Origin of the sequence: Thiomonas sp. 13-64-67, from assembly GCF_002282795.1 — a bacterium.
Classification (GTDB): Bacteria; Pseudomonadota; Gammaproteobacteria; order Burkholderiales; family Burkholderiaceae_C; genus Thiomonas; species Thiomonas arsenitoxydans.
Genome location: NZ_NCKP01000001.1, coordinates 94010 through 108569, shown reverse-complemented (window position 1 = coordinate 108569; position 14560 = coordinate 94010). Strand labels below are relative to the sequence as shown.

General features: G+C 58.7%; 13 protein-coding genes. 12 read left to right on the top strand and 1 reads right to left on the bottom strand.

The window, feature by feature from the left end:
• Positions 1-15 precede the first annotated feature (15 nt).
• The 3 genes from carB (at position 16) to B7X30_RS00500 (ending at position 4159) form a co-directional block, all read left to right on the top strand.
• Positions 16-3174, top strand: a complete 3159-nt coding sequence (gene carB, locus B7X30_RS00510) for a carbamoyl-phosphate synthase large subunit (protein WP_286728535.1) — start codon at positions 16-18, stop codon at positions 3172-3174.
• 89 nt (positions 3175-3263) lie between these two features.
• The gene (gene greA / locus B7X30_RS00505) at positions 3264-3737 is read left to right on the top strand and encodes a transcription elongation factor GreA (protein WP_013106110.1); all 474 of its coding nucleotides are present in this window, start codon (positions 3264-3266) and stop codon (positions 3735-3737) included.
• Entirely contained in the window at positions 3734-4159 is a 426-nt protein-coding gene (locus tag B7X30_RS00500) for a DUF4149 domain-containing protein (RefSeq protein ID WP_286728534.1), read from the top strand. The genes greA and B7X30_RS00500 overlap by 4 nt, the downstream gene beginning before the upstream one ends.
• Positions 4160-4178: 19 nt before the next feature.
• Here B7X30_RS00500 and B7X30_RS00495 read toward each other — a convergent pair whose 3' ends face one another.
• Positions 4179-4670, bottom strand: a complete 492-nt coding sequence (locus B7X30_RS00495; protein WP_286728533.1) for a YhbY family RNA-binding protein — start codon at positions 4668-4670, stop codon at positions 4179-4181.
• Between the two features lie 74 nt (positions 4671-4744).
• Here B7X30_RS00495 and B7X30_RS00490 point away from each other — a divergent pair, with 74 nt between their 5' ends.
• From B7X30_RS00490 to phoU, 9 genes are all read left to right on the top strand, one after another.
• Complete coding sequence (locus B7X30_RS00490; RefSeq protein ID WP_286728532.1) at positions 4745-5395, top strand: RlmE family RNA methyltransferase; 651 nt, start codon at positions 4745-4747, stop codon at positions 5393-5395.
• A 183-nt stretch (positions 5396-5578) separates the two neighbouring features.
• Positions 5579-7486 (top strand): ATP-dependent zinc metalloprotease FtsH, encoded by a 1908-nt coding sequence (gene ftsH / locus B7X30_RS00485; RefSeq protein WP_013106106.1) that lies wholly within the window; start codon positions 5579-5581, stop codon positions 7484-7486.
• A gap of 100 nt (positions 7487-7586) precedes the next feature.
• A complete protein-coding gene (folP, locus tag B7X30_RS00480) occupies positions 7587-8414 on the top strand; it encodes a dihydropteroate synthase (protein ID WP_013106105.1) in 828 nt (275 codons plus the stop codon).
• A 55-nt stretch (positions 8415-8469) separates the two neighbouring features.
• Positions 8470-9786, top strand: a complete 1317-nt coding sequence (gene glmM, locus B7X30_RS00475) for a phosphoglucosamine mutase (protein ID WP_013106104.1) — start codon at positions 8470-8472, stop codon at positions 9784-9786.
• Between the two features lie 111 nt (positions 9787-9897).
• On the top strand, positions 9898-10938 hold the full coding sequence (gene pstS, locus B7X30_RS00470) for a phosphate ABC transporter substrate-binding protein PstS (RefSeq protein WP_013106103.1): 1041 nt from the start codon (positions 9898-9900) through the stop codon (positions 10936-10938).
• 108 nt (positions 10939-11046) lie between these two features.
• Positions 11047-12051 (top strand): phosphate ABC transporter permease subunit PstC, encoded by a 1005-nt coding sequence (gene pstC, locus B7X30_RS00465; RefSeq protein WP_286728531.1) that lies wholly within the window; start codon positions 11047-11049, stop codon positions 12049-12051.
• The gene (gene pstA, locus B7X30_RS00460) at positions 12048-12896 is read left to right on the top strand and encodes a phosphate ABC transporter permease PstA (RefSeq protein ID WP_013106101.1); all 849 of its coding nucleotides are present in this window, start codon (positions 12048-12050) and stop codon (positions 12894-12896) included. The genes pstC and pstA overlap by 4 nt, the downstream gene beginning before the upstream one ends.
• A 27-nt stretch (positions 12897-12923) precedes the next feature.
• The gene (gene pstB, locus B7X30_RS00455; RefSeq protein ID WP_041608978.1) at positions 12924-13745 is read left to right on the top strand and encodes a phosphate ABC transporter ATP-binding protein PstB; all 822 of its coding nucleotides are present in this window, start codon (positions 12924-12926) and stop codon (positions 13743-13745) included.
• A gap of 79 nt (positions 13746-13824) precedes the next feature.
• Positions 13825-14544: a phosphate signaling complex protein PhoU gene (gene phoU, locus B7X30_RS00450; RefSeq protein WP_013106099.1), complete on the top strand. Its 720-nt coding sequence runs from the start codon at positions 13825-13827 to the stop codon at positions 14542-14544.
• Positions 14545-14560: the final 16 nt, after the last annotated feature.

Genomic DNA, 14560 nt, shown 5'->3' with positions numbered 1-14560 from the left:
TAAAGAGACTCGCCCATGCCCAAGCGCAGCGACATTAAAAGCATTCTGATCATCGGGGCCGGCCCCATCGTCATCGGCCAGGCCTGCGAGTTCGACTACTCCGGCGCCCAGGCCTGCAAGGCGCTGCGCGAAGAGGGCTACAAGGTCATTCTGGTCAACAGCAATCCGGCGACCATCATGACCGACCCGGAAACGGCCGATGTCACCTATATCGAGCCCATCACCTGGCAGGTGGTCGAGACCATCATCGAGAAAGAACGGCCCGACGCCATCCTGCCGACCATGGGCGGGCAGACCGCGCTGAACTGCGCGCTCGATCTGCACCGCAACGGGGTGCTAGGCAAGTACGGGGTGGAACTGATCGGCGCCAAGCCCGCAGCCATCGACATGGCCGAAGACCGTCAGAAGTTCAAGCAGGCCATGACGCGCATCGGTCTGGGTTCGGCGCGTTCGGGCATTGCGCATACCCTCGAAGAAGCCTGGGGCGTGCAGAAGACCATTGGATTTCCGGTCATCATCCGACCCAGCTTCACCCTGGGCGGAACTGGGGGCGGCATCGCCTACAACCCTGAGGAATTCGAGACCATCTGCAAGCGCGGCATCGAAGCGTCGCCCGACAGCGCCGATAACTGCATCATCGTCTGCTCGATCGAAAACCTCGACCCGATGGGCGTGCACACCGGCGACTCGATCACCGTCGCCCCGGCGCAGACGCTGACCGACAAGGAATACCAGATCATGCGCAACGCCAGCATCGCGGTGCTGCGCGAGATCGGGGTCGATACCGGTGGCTCCAATGTGCAGTTCGCGGTGAATCCCGCTGACGGCCGCCTCATCGTCATCGAGATGAATCCGCGGGTGAGCCGGTCTTCGGCGCTGGCGTCCAAGGCCACGGGCTTTCCGATCGCCAAGATCGCCGCCAAGCTGGCGGTCGGCTACACCCTCGACGAACTGCGTAACGACATCACCGGCGGCGTCACCCCGGCCTCGTTCGAGCCGACCATCGACTACGTGGTCACCAAGGTGCCGCGCTTTGCCTTTGAAAAATTCCCGCAAGCCGACTCACGTCTGACCACGCAGATGAAGTCGGTCGGCGAAGTGATGGCCATGGGCCGCACGTTTCAAGAGAGTTTCCAGAAGGCGCTGCGCGGGCTCGAAGTGGGCGTCGATGGCATGAACGAAAAGACGCAAGACCGCGAGGTGCTGGAGAAGGAGCTGGGCGAGCCCGGCCCCGAGCGCATCTGGTATGTCGGCGACGCGTTCGCGCAGGGCATGAGCCTGGACGAAGTGCACCAGCTCACCCGCATCGACCCGTGGTTTCTGGCGCAGATTCAAGACATCGTGCAGACCGAGCTGGAGCTGGAGCGCAACTTCACCCTCGATCAGCTCGATCGCGAGCATCTCTACGCGCTCAAGCAGAAGGGCTTCTCTGATCGCCGGCTTGCCAAGCTGCTGCACACCACCGAGACGGCGGTGCGCAACCGCCGCCGTTCGCTGCAGGTGCGGCCGGTGTTCAAGCGGGTCGATACCTGCGCGGCCGAGTTCGGCACGCAGACGGCCTATCTCTACTCGTCCTACGACGAAGAGTGCGAAGCCGCGCCCACCACGCGCAAAAAAATCATGGTGCTCGGCGGCGGGCCCAACCGCATCGGCCAGGGCATCGAGTTCGACTATTGCTGCGTGCACGCCGCACTGGCCATGCGGGCCGACGGCTATGAAACCATCATGGTCAATTGCAACCCGGAGACGGTGTCGACCGATTACGACACCTCCGACCGACTGTATTTCGAGCCGCTCACGCTGGAAGACGTGCTGGAAGTCGTCGATAAGGAGCGGCCGACGGGTGTGATCGTGCAGTATGGCGGGCAGACGCCGCTCAAGCTCGCACTCGATCTTGAAGCCAACGGCGTGCCCATCATCGGCACCAGCCCGGACATGATCGACATGGCCGAAGACCGCGAGCGCTTCCAGCACTTGGTCGAACAACTCGGCCTGCTGCAGCCGCCCAACCGCACCGCGCGCTCGGAAGCCGAAGCGCTGACCAAGGCCGAGGAAATCGGCTACCCGCTGGTGGTGCGTCCCAGCTATGTGCTGGGCGGCCGCGCCATGGAAATCGTGCACGAACAGCGCGACCTCGAACGCTATATGCGCGAAGCAGTGAAGGTGAGTCACGATTCGCCGGTGCTGCTCGACCGTTTTTTGAATGACGCCATCGAATGCGATGTCGATGCCATCTGCGACGGCACTGAGGTGTTCATCGGCGGGGTGATGGAACACATCGAGCAGGCCGGCGTGCACAGCGGCGACTCGGCCTGCTCGCTGCCGCCATATTCGCTGTCAGCGGCCACAGTGGCACGCATCAAGGAGCAGACCGTCAAGCTCGCGCATGGCCTCAAGGTCGTCGGCCTGATGAATGTGCAGTTCGCCATTCAGCAACTCGACGGCAAAGATCGCATCTTCCTGCTGGAAGTGAACCCGCGGGCTTCGCGCACCGTGCCCTTTGTCTCCAAGGCCACGGGATTGCAACTCGCCAAAATCGCCGCACGCTGCATGGCCGGACAGACGCTGGCGCAGCAAGGCATCACCAAGGAAATCACGCCGCCCTACTACTGCGTGAAAGAGGCGGTGTTTCCGTTCAATAAATTCCCGGGCGTCGATCCCATCCTCGGGCCTGAAATGAAATCGACGGGCGAAGTCATGGGTGTGGGCCGAACCTTTGGCGAGGCCTTCGTCAAGTCGCAGCTCGCGGCCGGTACCCGCCTGCCCGATCCGCAGGCCGGTGGCAAGGTGTTTTTGTCGGTCAAGCAAAGCGACAAGCCGGACGCCGTTGAAGTCGCGCGTCAGTTGGTGGCCATGGGTTTTGGCGTGGTGGCTACCCGCGGAACCGCGGCCGCCATCGCCGAGGCGGGGGTGGAAGTGCAGGTGATCAACAAGGTCACCGAGGGGCGCCCGAATATCGTGGACATGCTCAAGAGCAACGAGATCGTGCTGGTGATCAACACGGTGGAAGAGCGCCGCAATGCCATCACCGACTCGCGCGCCATCCGCACTTCGGCGCTGGCCGCGCGGGTTACGACCTACACCACCATTTCCGGCGCACTTGCCGCGGTCGAGGGGATGAAACAACTGCAGAAAATCGCGGTTTACCCCTTGCAATCATTCGCAAACGCGTAAAATCTGTTCCATCTGAGCACCGCACCCAGGCGATTCGACGCCGCAGGCTGCGGTGCTCGTTTTTTTCCTGGTTTAACGGAGGCCCAATCATGGCGACCCCCATGACGCGCAAAGGCGCGGAACAACTCAAGCAAGAACTGCATCGTCTCAAGACCATCGAACGACCCGCGGTGATCCAGGCCATAGCCGAAGCGCGCGCGCAAGGCGATTTGTCTGAAAACGCCGAATACGACGCGGCCCGCGACAAGCAGGGCTTTATCGAAGGCCGCATTGCCGATATCGAGGGCAAGCTCGGCACAGCGCAGATCATCGATCCGAGCGAACTGCAGGCCGACGGCCGCGTGGTGTTCGGCGCTACGGTGGAACTAAGCGACGAATCCAGCGGCGATGAAATCACCTACCAGATCGTGGGTGACGACGAGGCCGATCTCAAGCAGGGACGCATTTCCATCAACTCCCCCATCGCTCGGGCGCTGATCGGCAAAGAGTCCGGTGAAGTTGCGCAGGTCGCCGCGCCGGGTGGCGTGCGCCACTACGAAATCCTTGCCGTGCACTACCGATGAGCAGTCTGCGCACCCGCTGGTTTCTCGCCGCGCTCTGGCTGGGCGGCATGGTGGCCGTCGGCCTTATCGGCGCACCTACGGCGTTCGCCACGGTGCCCGAGAAAATGATCGCCGCCGCCGTGGCCAGTCGCATGTTCTACCTCATGGCGCTGGCCGCCATCGTTTTCGGCGTGCTGATTGCCGCGCTCGAACGGTTTGCCGACAAAAAGGCGATGTCGGCGGATCTGCTGCTGCCGCTGGGTGGCGTGTTTTTTGCCGTCCTGGGCGAGTTCGGCGTGGTGCCTCGGTTGCTGCAGGCCGCCTATAGCCATTCGCCACAAGCAGGCATGTGGCACGGTATTGCCAGTTTGGTGTTCGCCCTGCAGGCCCTGTGTGTGGCGGCGTATGTGTGGCGGCTGCCAACACGCCGCAAAACGGCCTGAAACCTCTTTTGAATGCGTTTCAGCCGCGAGACGATTTTTTCACGCTGCTCTGGCGCGGCTTGGCGCGCTTGACCTTGCCCGTGGCCGAAAGGCGCTGATTGCCCAGCAGGGTGACACGCTTGACCTTGGCCCGGTGTGTCGGGCTGCTGGCAGGCACGACCACTTTGACGGTGCGTGGCGATTTGCCGCGCTTGGCAACTAGAGTTTCTTCTCCAGGCGCCTGCCGGGTTTCTTTCGGGCGTGGCCGGTACAACACCAGCAGTTTGCCAATCGCCTGCACAGGAGCGGCGCCCAACGTGTCGCAGATGGTGTGTTGCATGGCCAGGCGCGCCGCGGCATCGTCACCGAACACGCGCACCTTGATGAGTTCGTGCGCCTTGAGCGCCACGTCGATTTCCGCCAGATTGGCCGGAGTGAGCCCTTGCTCGCCGATCATCACGACGGGTTTGAGCCCATGTGCCTGGGCGCGCAGGCTGCTGCGAAAGGGCGGAGTGAGTTCCAATGGGGTCATGATTGCCAAGCGCGTCGCGTCATCTCTGCGCGCGCATTTTGAAGTCTTAATCCGCTATTGTCCTTGAAGAACCCATGTCGAGTGCGAAGAAAAACAAATTCAGCAAAGCCTGGCTGCAGGATCATCTCAACGATCCCTATGTGAAGCTGGCGCAGCGTGAGGGCTATCGAGCCCGCGCCGCCTACAAACTCAAGGAAATCGACGAGGCCGAGGGGCTGTTGCGGCCCGGGCAGATCGTGGTCGATCTGGGCAGCACGCCGGGCTCGTGGTCGCAATATGCGCGCAACCGGCTGATGCGTGGCGGCGCGGTTCAGGGCACAATTTTGTCGCTGGATTTGCTGCCCATGGAGCCCGTGCCCGATGTGCATTTTCTGCTGGGTGACTTCCGCGAAGAGGCGGTGGTGAATCAGTTGGAGGCGCTTCTCGAAGGGCGCAAGGTCGACGTGGTGTTGTCCGATATGGCGCCCAATCTCACCGGCATTCCGTCGGCTGATGCGGCCCGAATCGAACATCTGAGCGAACTCGCCCTGGACTTTGCCCAGCGCTGGCTGCAACCCCAGGGCGCGATGGTGATCAAGACCTTTCACGGCAGTTACTACAGTCAGATCGTGAAGGCTTTCAAGCTGGTATTCCAGCAGGTGAAGGCGGTCAAGCCGCAAGCATCGCGCGACAAGTCGGCGGAAACTTTCATCCTGGCGCGCACGCTGAAAAAGTCGGTTGCGTAAGCGCTCAACATGATTGCAGCAACCGCGACAGACTTGCTATTTGTCAAATTCGATCAGATTGACAGAATCAATAGCCCATTTTGTCGGATCGGTTTTCCACAATCGCTGCGCCCCGCCTCTTGAAATGCCTAAAATGCGCTGCATGTCTTGCATCTGCGCTTGCCCTGTTTCAGGAGGTTGGTTTTGAATAATCAATGGTTTTCCAAAATTGCGATCTGGCTGGTGATCGGTCTCGTACTGTTCACCGTGTTCAAGCAGTTCGATCGTCCCCAGCAGACCGCAGATGCCGTGAGCTACACCCAGTTCATGCAAGACGCGAAAGCCGGGCGCATCAAAAAAGTCATCGTGCACCAGAGCGGCATTCTGGACGTCACGACCACGGAAGGGCGTCGTTTCAATCTCACCTCGCCCGGCGACCTGTGGATGGTGGGCGATCTGGTGAAAGACGGTGTCGATGTCGTCGGCGCGCCGCGCCAAGAGCAATCGTTCCTGACGCAGATCTTCATTTCCTGGTTCCCGATGCTGTTGCTGATCGGCGTCTGGGTGTACTTCATGCGCCAGATGCAGGGCGGTGGCCGCGGCGGTGCGTTCAGCTTCGGCAAGTCCAAGGCCCGTCTGCTCGATGAATCGAGCAACAACGTAACCTTTGCCGACGTCGCCGGTTGCGACGAAGCCAAGGAAGACGTGAAGGAACTGGTGGACTTTCTCAAAGATCCGCAGAAATTCCAGAAACTCGGTGGGCGCATTCCTCGGGGCGTGCTGCTTGTCGGCCCGCCCGGTACCGGCAAGACGCTGCTAGCCAAGAGTATTGCGGGCGAAGCAAAAGTGCCGTTTTTTACCATCTCGGGTTCTGACTTTGTCGAAATGTTCGTCGGCGTGGGTGCGGCTCGTGTGCGCGACATGTTCGAGAACGCGAAAAAGCACGCTCCTTGCATCATCTTCGTCGATGAAATCGACGCCGTGGGTCGCCATCGTGGCGCTGGTCTGGGCGGCGGCAACGATGAACGCGAGCAGACCCTCAACCAGATGCTGGTGGAGATGGACGGCTTCGAGACCAATCTCGGGGTGATCGTGATCGCAGCGACCAACCGGCCCGACATTCTCGACCCGGCGCTGCTGCGTCCTGGCCGCTTCGACCGGCAGGTCTATGTCACGCTGCCGGATATCCGCGGTCGCGAGCAGATTCTGCAAGTGCATATGCGCAAGATTCCCGTGGGCACCGATATCCGGGCCGACATTCTGGCGCGAGGCACTCCCGGATTCTCCGGCGCCGATCTGGCCAATCTGGTCAACGAAGCCGCTCTGTTCGCCGCTCGCCGCAGTGCGCGCGTGGTTGAAATGGAAGACTTCGAACGCGCCAAAGACAAGATCATGATGGGTGCGGAGCGCAAGGGCATGGTCATGCCGGAAGAAGAGCGCCGCAATACGGCTTATCACGAGTCGGGCCACGCGCTGGTTGCCATGATGCTGCCCAAGACCGATCCGGTGCACAAGGTCACCATCATTCCGCGCGGCCGCGCACTGGGCGTCACCATGCAGTTGCCTGAGACCGATCGCTACAGCATGGATCGTGACCGCATGCTCAACATGATCTCCGTGCTGTTCGGCGGCCGCATTGCCGAAGAAGTGTTCATGAATCAGATGACCACGGGCGCTTCCAATGACTTCGAACGCGCCACGCAGCTGGCACGCGACATGGTCACGCGCTACGGAATGACCGAGTCGCTGGGCCCCATGGTTTACGCGGAGAACGAAGGCGAGGTGTTCCTCGGACGGTCGATTACCAAGACCACGCATGTGTCTGAGCAGACCATGCAGAAGGTCGATTCGGAGATCCGTCGCATCATCGACGAGCAGTACGCGTTGGCTCGTCGGCTGATCGAGGAAAACCAGGATAAGATGCACGCAATGGCGGCAGCCTTGCTCGAATGGGAAACCATCGACTCCGATCAACTGGCCGACATCATGGCGGGCCGCGAGCCCCGTCCGCCCAAGCTGCCGCCCAGCAGCGGCCCGACGTCCGCCCCGCGTACGCCCTCGGCGCCCGCAACCGGCGCTGCGCCTGACGCCCCTTCGGCGACGGCGGCCTGATTTTCGGGCTTCACTGGCGGTATTCATATTCAGCTCGCTACAGCGAGTTCAGCAACGGCCCGGTCTAAAACCGGGCCGTTTTTTTTAGGAATCATCTCCGATGGCAAGTCATTGGCAAGCAGGGCGCTTCACCCTGCAATTGCATCGGCCCCTGGTCATGGGCATCGTCAACGTCACGCCGGATTCATTTTCCGATGGCGGGCAGCATGCGGATGCGGTGCTCGCCTTGCGACATGCACAGACTTTGGTGGAGCAGGGGGCCGATATTCTGGATATTGGCGGCGAGTCGTCCCGCCCGGGCTCTCCGCGGCTGAGCCATGCGCAGGAATGGGCGCGCATCGCCCCGGTTTTACAGGAGGCCGTGCGCTGGAACGTCCCGGTTTCGGTGGATACTTACCAACCCGAAACCATGCGCCGTGCACTCGATCTGGGCGCGGACATCATCAACGACATTCACGCTTTGCAGCGGCCGGGCGCCCTTGAAGTGGTCGCCGCTTCAAAGGCCGGGGTCTGTCTCATGCACATGCAGGGCGATCCCGCCAGCATGCAGCAGGCGCCGCACTATGCGGACGTTTTAGGCGAAGTCAGGGAATTTCTGTGGAGCCGTGCCGCTGCCGCCGAGTCGATGGGTATCGACCGATCCCGCATCGCCCTCGATCCGGGGTTTGGCTTTGGCAAAACGCTGGAACACAATCTGACTCTTGCGAAAGGTTTGCCTGCTCTCGTGCAATCGGGTTATCCGGTGCTGGTGGGACTTTCGCGTAAATCGATGATCGGCGCACTGACGGGGCGCGATGTCGGGCAGCGCCTGCCGGGCAGCTTGGCCGCAGTGCTGGCTTGCTTGGCGGCCGGTGCGCAGATCGTGCGCGTCCACGACGTTGGCCCGACATGCGACGCGATTAAAGTGTGGAGCGCCATGCGCGCCTGAGTTCGGGCTTGCTCAAACGCGCACAACAACCGCATTACAACCTTTGGGAGAAGGAATGAGCAGACAGTATTTCGGGACCGATGGCGTCCGTGGCCATGTGGGCAAAAGCCCGATCGTGCCAGAGTTCGGCATGCGCCTGGGGCATGCCGCGGGCAAGGTGTTGCGCAGCCAGGGTGTCGGCCGGCCGACGGTGTTGATCGGCAAGGACACACGCATCTCGGGCTACATGCTCGAAGCTGCGCTGGAGTGCGGCTTCATTGCCGCCGGTTGCGATGTGGTGCTGGTTGGCCCATTGCCCACGCCCGGAGTGGCCTATCTGACCCGCGCACTGCGCCTTGATCTGGGCGTGGTCATCAGTGCCTCGCACAATCCGTTTGCCGACAATGGCATCAAGTTTTTCTCGGCGGGCGGCAGCAAGTTGCCCGATGTCTGGGAGCTGGAAGTGGAAGCAACCCTGCCCGAGGCCGAGGGCTGCGTGCCCTCCGAGCAACTCGGCAAGGCCCGCCGACTCGATGATGCCGCGGGGCGCTACATCGAGTTTTGCAAAAGCACGTTTCCCAATCACCTCACCCTCAAGGGCCTGCGGCTCGTGGTGGACTGTGCGCATGGCGCGGCCTATCACATCGCGCCCGCGGTGTTTCATGAACTGGGGGCCGAGGTCATTTCCATCGGGGCGCAGCCTGATGGTTTCAATATCAACAAAGAGGTCGGCGCAACGGCGCCGGATGCGCTGATTCGCGCGGTGCGCGCCAACCAGGCCGACTACGGCATCGCCCTTGATGGCGACGCCGACCGCCTGCAACTCGTCGACCGTCACGGTCGCCTGTTCAACGGTGACGAGTTGCTTTATCTGCTGGCGATGGATCGCAAGCCCGCTGGAGTAGTTGGCACGCTGATGACCAATCTCGCGGTGGAAAAAGCGCTTGAGCAGCAGGGCATGGAATTCGTGCGCGCGGCCGTTGGCGATCGCTATGTGCTCGAAGAACTGCTCGCACGCGGCTGGCAGCTTGGCGGCGAAGGCTCTGGTCACATGCTGCTGCTCGATCGGCATACGACAGGCGACGGTATCGTCGCCGCGCTGCAGATGCTTGAGCTTGTCGTGCGAACCGGTCGCAGCCTGGGTGAGCAATTGCAGGCCGTCCAACTGTTTTCGCAGACGCTGCTCAACGTCAAGCTGCCGCCCGGGCTCGACTGGAAAACACATGCCAAGTTTGCGAGTGCGCGCGCTGCCGCTGAGACTCAGCTCAATGGGAGTGGCAGGCTGCTCATCCGCCCATCAGGCACCGAGCCCGTGTTGCGCATCATGGTCGAACACCGCGACGCACAGGCAGGGGAGCGCATCGCTAGAGAACTTGCCCAGTCTCTTGGTTGATTGGGTCTGTTCCAGCATGCTTGACAACGTCATATGATTGTCACAATCAATTTCTACGATCCATTGTGTGGCAGAAAGCCATTTCTGAAACCCTCACAAGGAGAATGACACATGAACTGGAATCGTCGATCTTTTGGCAAGGCTGCGCTGGCCATTGCCGTCTCTGGTGCATTGAGCACCGGCATCATGACCACGGCTTTTGCCGCTACCAGCCTGACTGGCGCGGGCAGCACCTGGGTGTACCCCTTGGTGGTGAAATGGTCCGTCGTCTATGAGAAAGAGACTGGCACCAAGGTCAACTATCAAGGCATCGGGTCTGGTGGCGGTATTGCTCAGATCAAGGCCGGCACGGTGGCGTTTGGCGCCAGCGATATGCCCCTCAAACCTGAAGAACTGGAAAAAGATGGACTGATTCAGTTCCCTACGGCGGTTGCAGGCGAAGACCTGGTGTACAACCTGCCGGGCATTAAGCCGGGTGAGTTGATTCTTAGCGGCCCCGTCGTTGCTGACATCTATCTTGGCAAGATCAAGAAGTGGAATGATCCGGCGATCGAAAAGCTCAACCCCGGCCTCAAGCTCCCCAGCATGGATATCACCGTGGTGCACCGCTCGGACGGTTCCGGTACCACGTTCACTTTTGCTGACTACCTCTCCAAGGTCAGCCCTGAGTGGAAACAAAAAGTCGGTGCCAACACCTCGCTGAACTGGCCCACCGGGGTAGGCGGTAAGGGCAACGAGGGTGTGGCAGCTTATGTGCAGCGCATTTCCGGCTCCATCGGTTACGTTGAATATGCTTACATTCTCGAAAACAAGATGTCCTATGCCCGCATGATCAATCGCGATGGCAAGGTCGTGAGCCCTAGCCTCAAGGGCTTTCAGGATGCCGCTGCCCACGTTGATTTCAACAAGGCGCAAGACTTCTACGTCATTTTGACTGATCACACTGGCCCGGACACCTGGCCGATTTCGGGCTGCACCTGGCAGATCCTGAGCAAGAAGGCTCCCAAGGCGACCAATGAGGAAGTCACCAAATTCTTCACTTGGGGCTTCGAACATGGTCAGAAAATGGCCGAGTCGATTGCCTTTGGCCCATTGCCGACTAGCACGGTTGATGTCATCAAGACTTACTGGAAGAAAAACCTCGGCATCTGAGTTCGCCTGAGGTTGTCTTCAGCGTGATGGCTGTGAACCAGGCACTTTCAAGCGAAAAAGCTTTGGAGTGCCTGGTTTGTTTTATAAGAGATCAGAAAGTGAAATGACATGAGCGCATCCGGAGCGGTGGCAAACAAATCACTTGACCAAAACACTTCGGAGCAAAATCCTGCGAAGAAGATTGGCTCTTCTTTTGCAGATATTTTGTTCCGCAAGGGGACGGGTTTCATTGCCTTCATCGTAGCGATCGCTTTGATCGCCATCATGATTTCCCTCATTATCGAGGGCTGGCAAGCCATCCACACCTTCGGTTGGAAGTTCCTTGTCACTTCAACCTGGGACCCCGTGACCAATGAATACGGCGCGCTGGTGTTTATTGTGGGCACGCTGGTCAGTTCGGCGATCGCCATGGTGATCGCAGTTCCGGTGAGTTTCGGTATTGCGCTGTTTATTTCTGAGCTGTCGCCAAACTGGATGCGCGGTCCGATTTCTGCAACGATTGAACTGCTGGCCGCCATTCCCAGTATTATTTACGGTATGTGGGGCTTACTCGTTTTTGCACCCCGGTTTGCAAATATAGAGCCTTGGATCAACAATAATCTAGGTGCAGTACCTGGAATTGGTATTTTGTTTCAGGGCCCGCCCATGGGCATTGGTATGTTGACGGCGGGTATCGTACTTGCCATCATGATCATTCCGTTCATCGCCTCGATTATGCGCGATGTTTTTCTGATTACTCCACCGCCCTTGAAAGAGTCCGCTTATGCGCTGGGTGCGACGACTTGGGAGGTCGCCCGTAATGTCATTCTCCCTTACACACGCACGGCGGTGACGGGCGGAATTTTTCTCGGCCTAGGTCGGGCGCTGGGCGAAACCATGGCGGTCACCTTCATCATCGGCAATGCCAATAACCTGAGCGCTAGTCTTTTGATGCCCGGTGCATCGATTGCTTCGGTTATTGCAAACGAATTCACCGAGGCGACCACAAGCTTATATAAGTCATCACTGCTCGCCTTGGGTTTGGTACTTTTTGTGATCACCGTTATTGTGCTCGCTTTGGCAAAGCTACTGCTGATGCGTCTTGAGTCCAGCCAAGAAGGCAAAAAATCATGATGTCGCTTTACACACGCCGCCAATTGATCAATAAAATCAACATGATTATTGCCGTATTGATGACGGCATTCGGAATTTTTTGGGTGATCTGGATTCTCTGGACCACCGCACGGTATGGTTCGCCAGCACTAAATCTTCACCTTTTTACGCAGGATACGCCTCCTCCGGGCGCAGAAGGTGGCGGATTGCGCAATGCCTTTGTCGGGAGTTTCATTCTTCTAGGTATTGCTTTAGTGATCGGAACGCCTATCGGCATTCTGGCGGGAACTTGGCTGGGCGAGTTTGCCGTCAAGCGCAAGCTCGGTGGGGTAGTGCGATTTCTTAATGACATTCTGCTGAGCGCACCCTCCATCGTCGTTGGTTTGTTCGCTTATGCAATTTTGGTCGATCCGTTAGGCCATTTCTCGGCGTTTTCAGGCGGTGTTGCTCTCGCACTGATTCTGATCCCGGTTGTGGTGCGCACGACAGATGAAATGTTGCGTCTTGTGCCCGGTTCATTACGTGAAGCGGCCATAGCCCTTGGCACGCCCTATTGGAAAATGGTGACCAAGATCACCTGGAAGGCCGCCTCTACCGGCATTTTGACGGGTGTGATTCTTGGGGTAGCGCGAATCAGTGGTGAAACGGCACCTCTGCTCTTCACAGCGCTAAACAATCAGTACTTTAGTTCAGATGTGTGGCATCCGATGGCGAATTTGCCTGTAGTTATTTTTCAGTTTGCTATGAGTCCTTATGCGAACTGGCAACAAATGGCTTGGGCTGGTGCGTTTGTGGCGGTGGTGTTCATCCTGATTCTCAGCCTGGGTTCACGGTGGTTGATCAGCCGCGGCGGTGTGAAATCCTGACCTGAAACTATCATATTGGAATTAATTATGGAAACGACTATCGCCCCTCCTCGCCCTTCCGTTACTCCGACCCGCCAATCTGGCCCGTCAGATAACCCCGTCAAGATTCAGACCAGGAAGCTATGTTTTTACTACGGCAACTTTAAGGCCATCAACAACGTCGAACTTGATATTCCAGGCAATCAAGTTACGGCATTTATCGGGCCGTCTGGCTGTGGAAAATCAACCCTGCTTCGTATGTTCAACCGGATGTATGAACTCTATCCGGGTCAACGCGCAGAGGGTGAAATTAATATTGATGGCGAAAATATCCTCACCAGCAAAAAAAATGTTTCGCTGATTCGCGCGAAAATCGGTATGGTGTTCCAAAAACCTACGCCATTTCCGATGTCAATCTATGAAAACATCGCGTTTGGCGTCCGACTTTATGAAAGTATGTCTCGTTCGGAGATGGATGAACGAGTCGAGACAAGTTTGACCAGGGCCGGTTTGTGGAATGAAGTGAAGGATAAATTGCAGCAAAGCGGCATGGGACTGTCCGGCGGGCAGCAGCAGCGGCTTTGCATTGCACGGGGTATTGCGATTAAACCGGAGGTCTTGCTGCTTGATGAACCGACTTCCGCGCTCGATCCGATATCAACGGGTAAGATCGAAGAGTTGGTCACCGAACTGAAGAAGGACTACACGGTCGTTATTGTGACGCATAATATGCAGCAGGCGGCCCGTGTTTCAGATTACACGGCTTATATGTATCTTGGGGAGCTTGTTGAATTCGGGCAAACCGATCAGATTTTCCTGAAACCCAAGAAGCAGGAGACCGAGGACTACATAACCGGTCGTTTCGGATGATGTGGTACTAAAAGTACTTCCATACTTCGGCAGAACCCTTGCCTCAAGCCCAGATAGTTCCAATAAAGGACTTCGTACCATGGATGACAAACCCCATCTGTCGACACAGTTCGACGCTGAAATCAACGCTGTATCCACCCGTGTGCTTGAAATGGGCGGACAGGTTGAATCGCAACTGGCGCAGGCTATCTATTCACTGCGCCACCTCGATGTCGAGGCCGCGCGCACCGTACTGCAGGTCGAGAAGCGGGTGAACCAGATGGAGGTGGATATTGACGCCGACATCACGCAAATCATCGCCAAGCGCCAGCCCACGGCGCGTGATCTGCGTTTGCTGGTGGCCATCTCCAAGGCCATCGCCAATCTGGAGCGGGCTGGTGACGAGGCGGCCCGCATCGCCCGCATGGCGCGCGACATTGTCGAATCGGGTACGCCCATGACCATCGGCATCAGCGATCTGCAGCATGCGTCTGATCTCGCCATCGAGCAAATGCGCAAATCGCTCGACGCCTTCGCGCGTCTTGACGAGAAGGCGGCGGTTGACATCGTCGAATCCGACTTCCGCATCGACGAGGAGTTTGATGGCTTCACCCGCAAGGTCATCACCTATGTGATGGAAGACCCGCGCGCCATTTCCACCATGCTCGATCTGATGTTCGTGGCCAAGGCCATCGAGCGCATTGGCGACCATGCCAAGAACATCGCCGAGTTGGTGATCTATATCGTGCGCGGCACCGATGTGCGGCACAACAAGGAAGCCTTCCGCGAAGTGGCGGGCTCGCTTGGATCCGCGCTTTGATTCAGCGTTTTGTTCT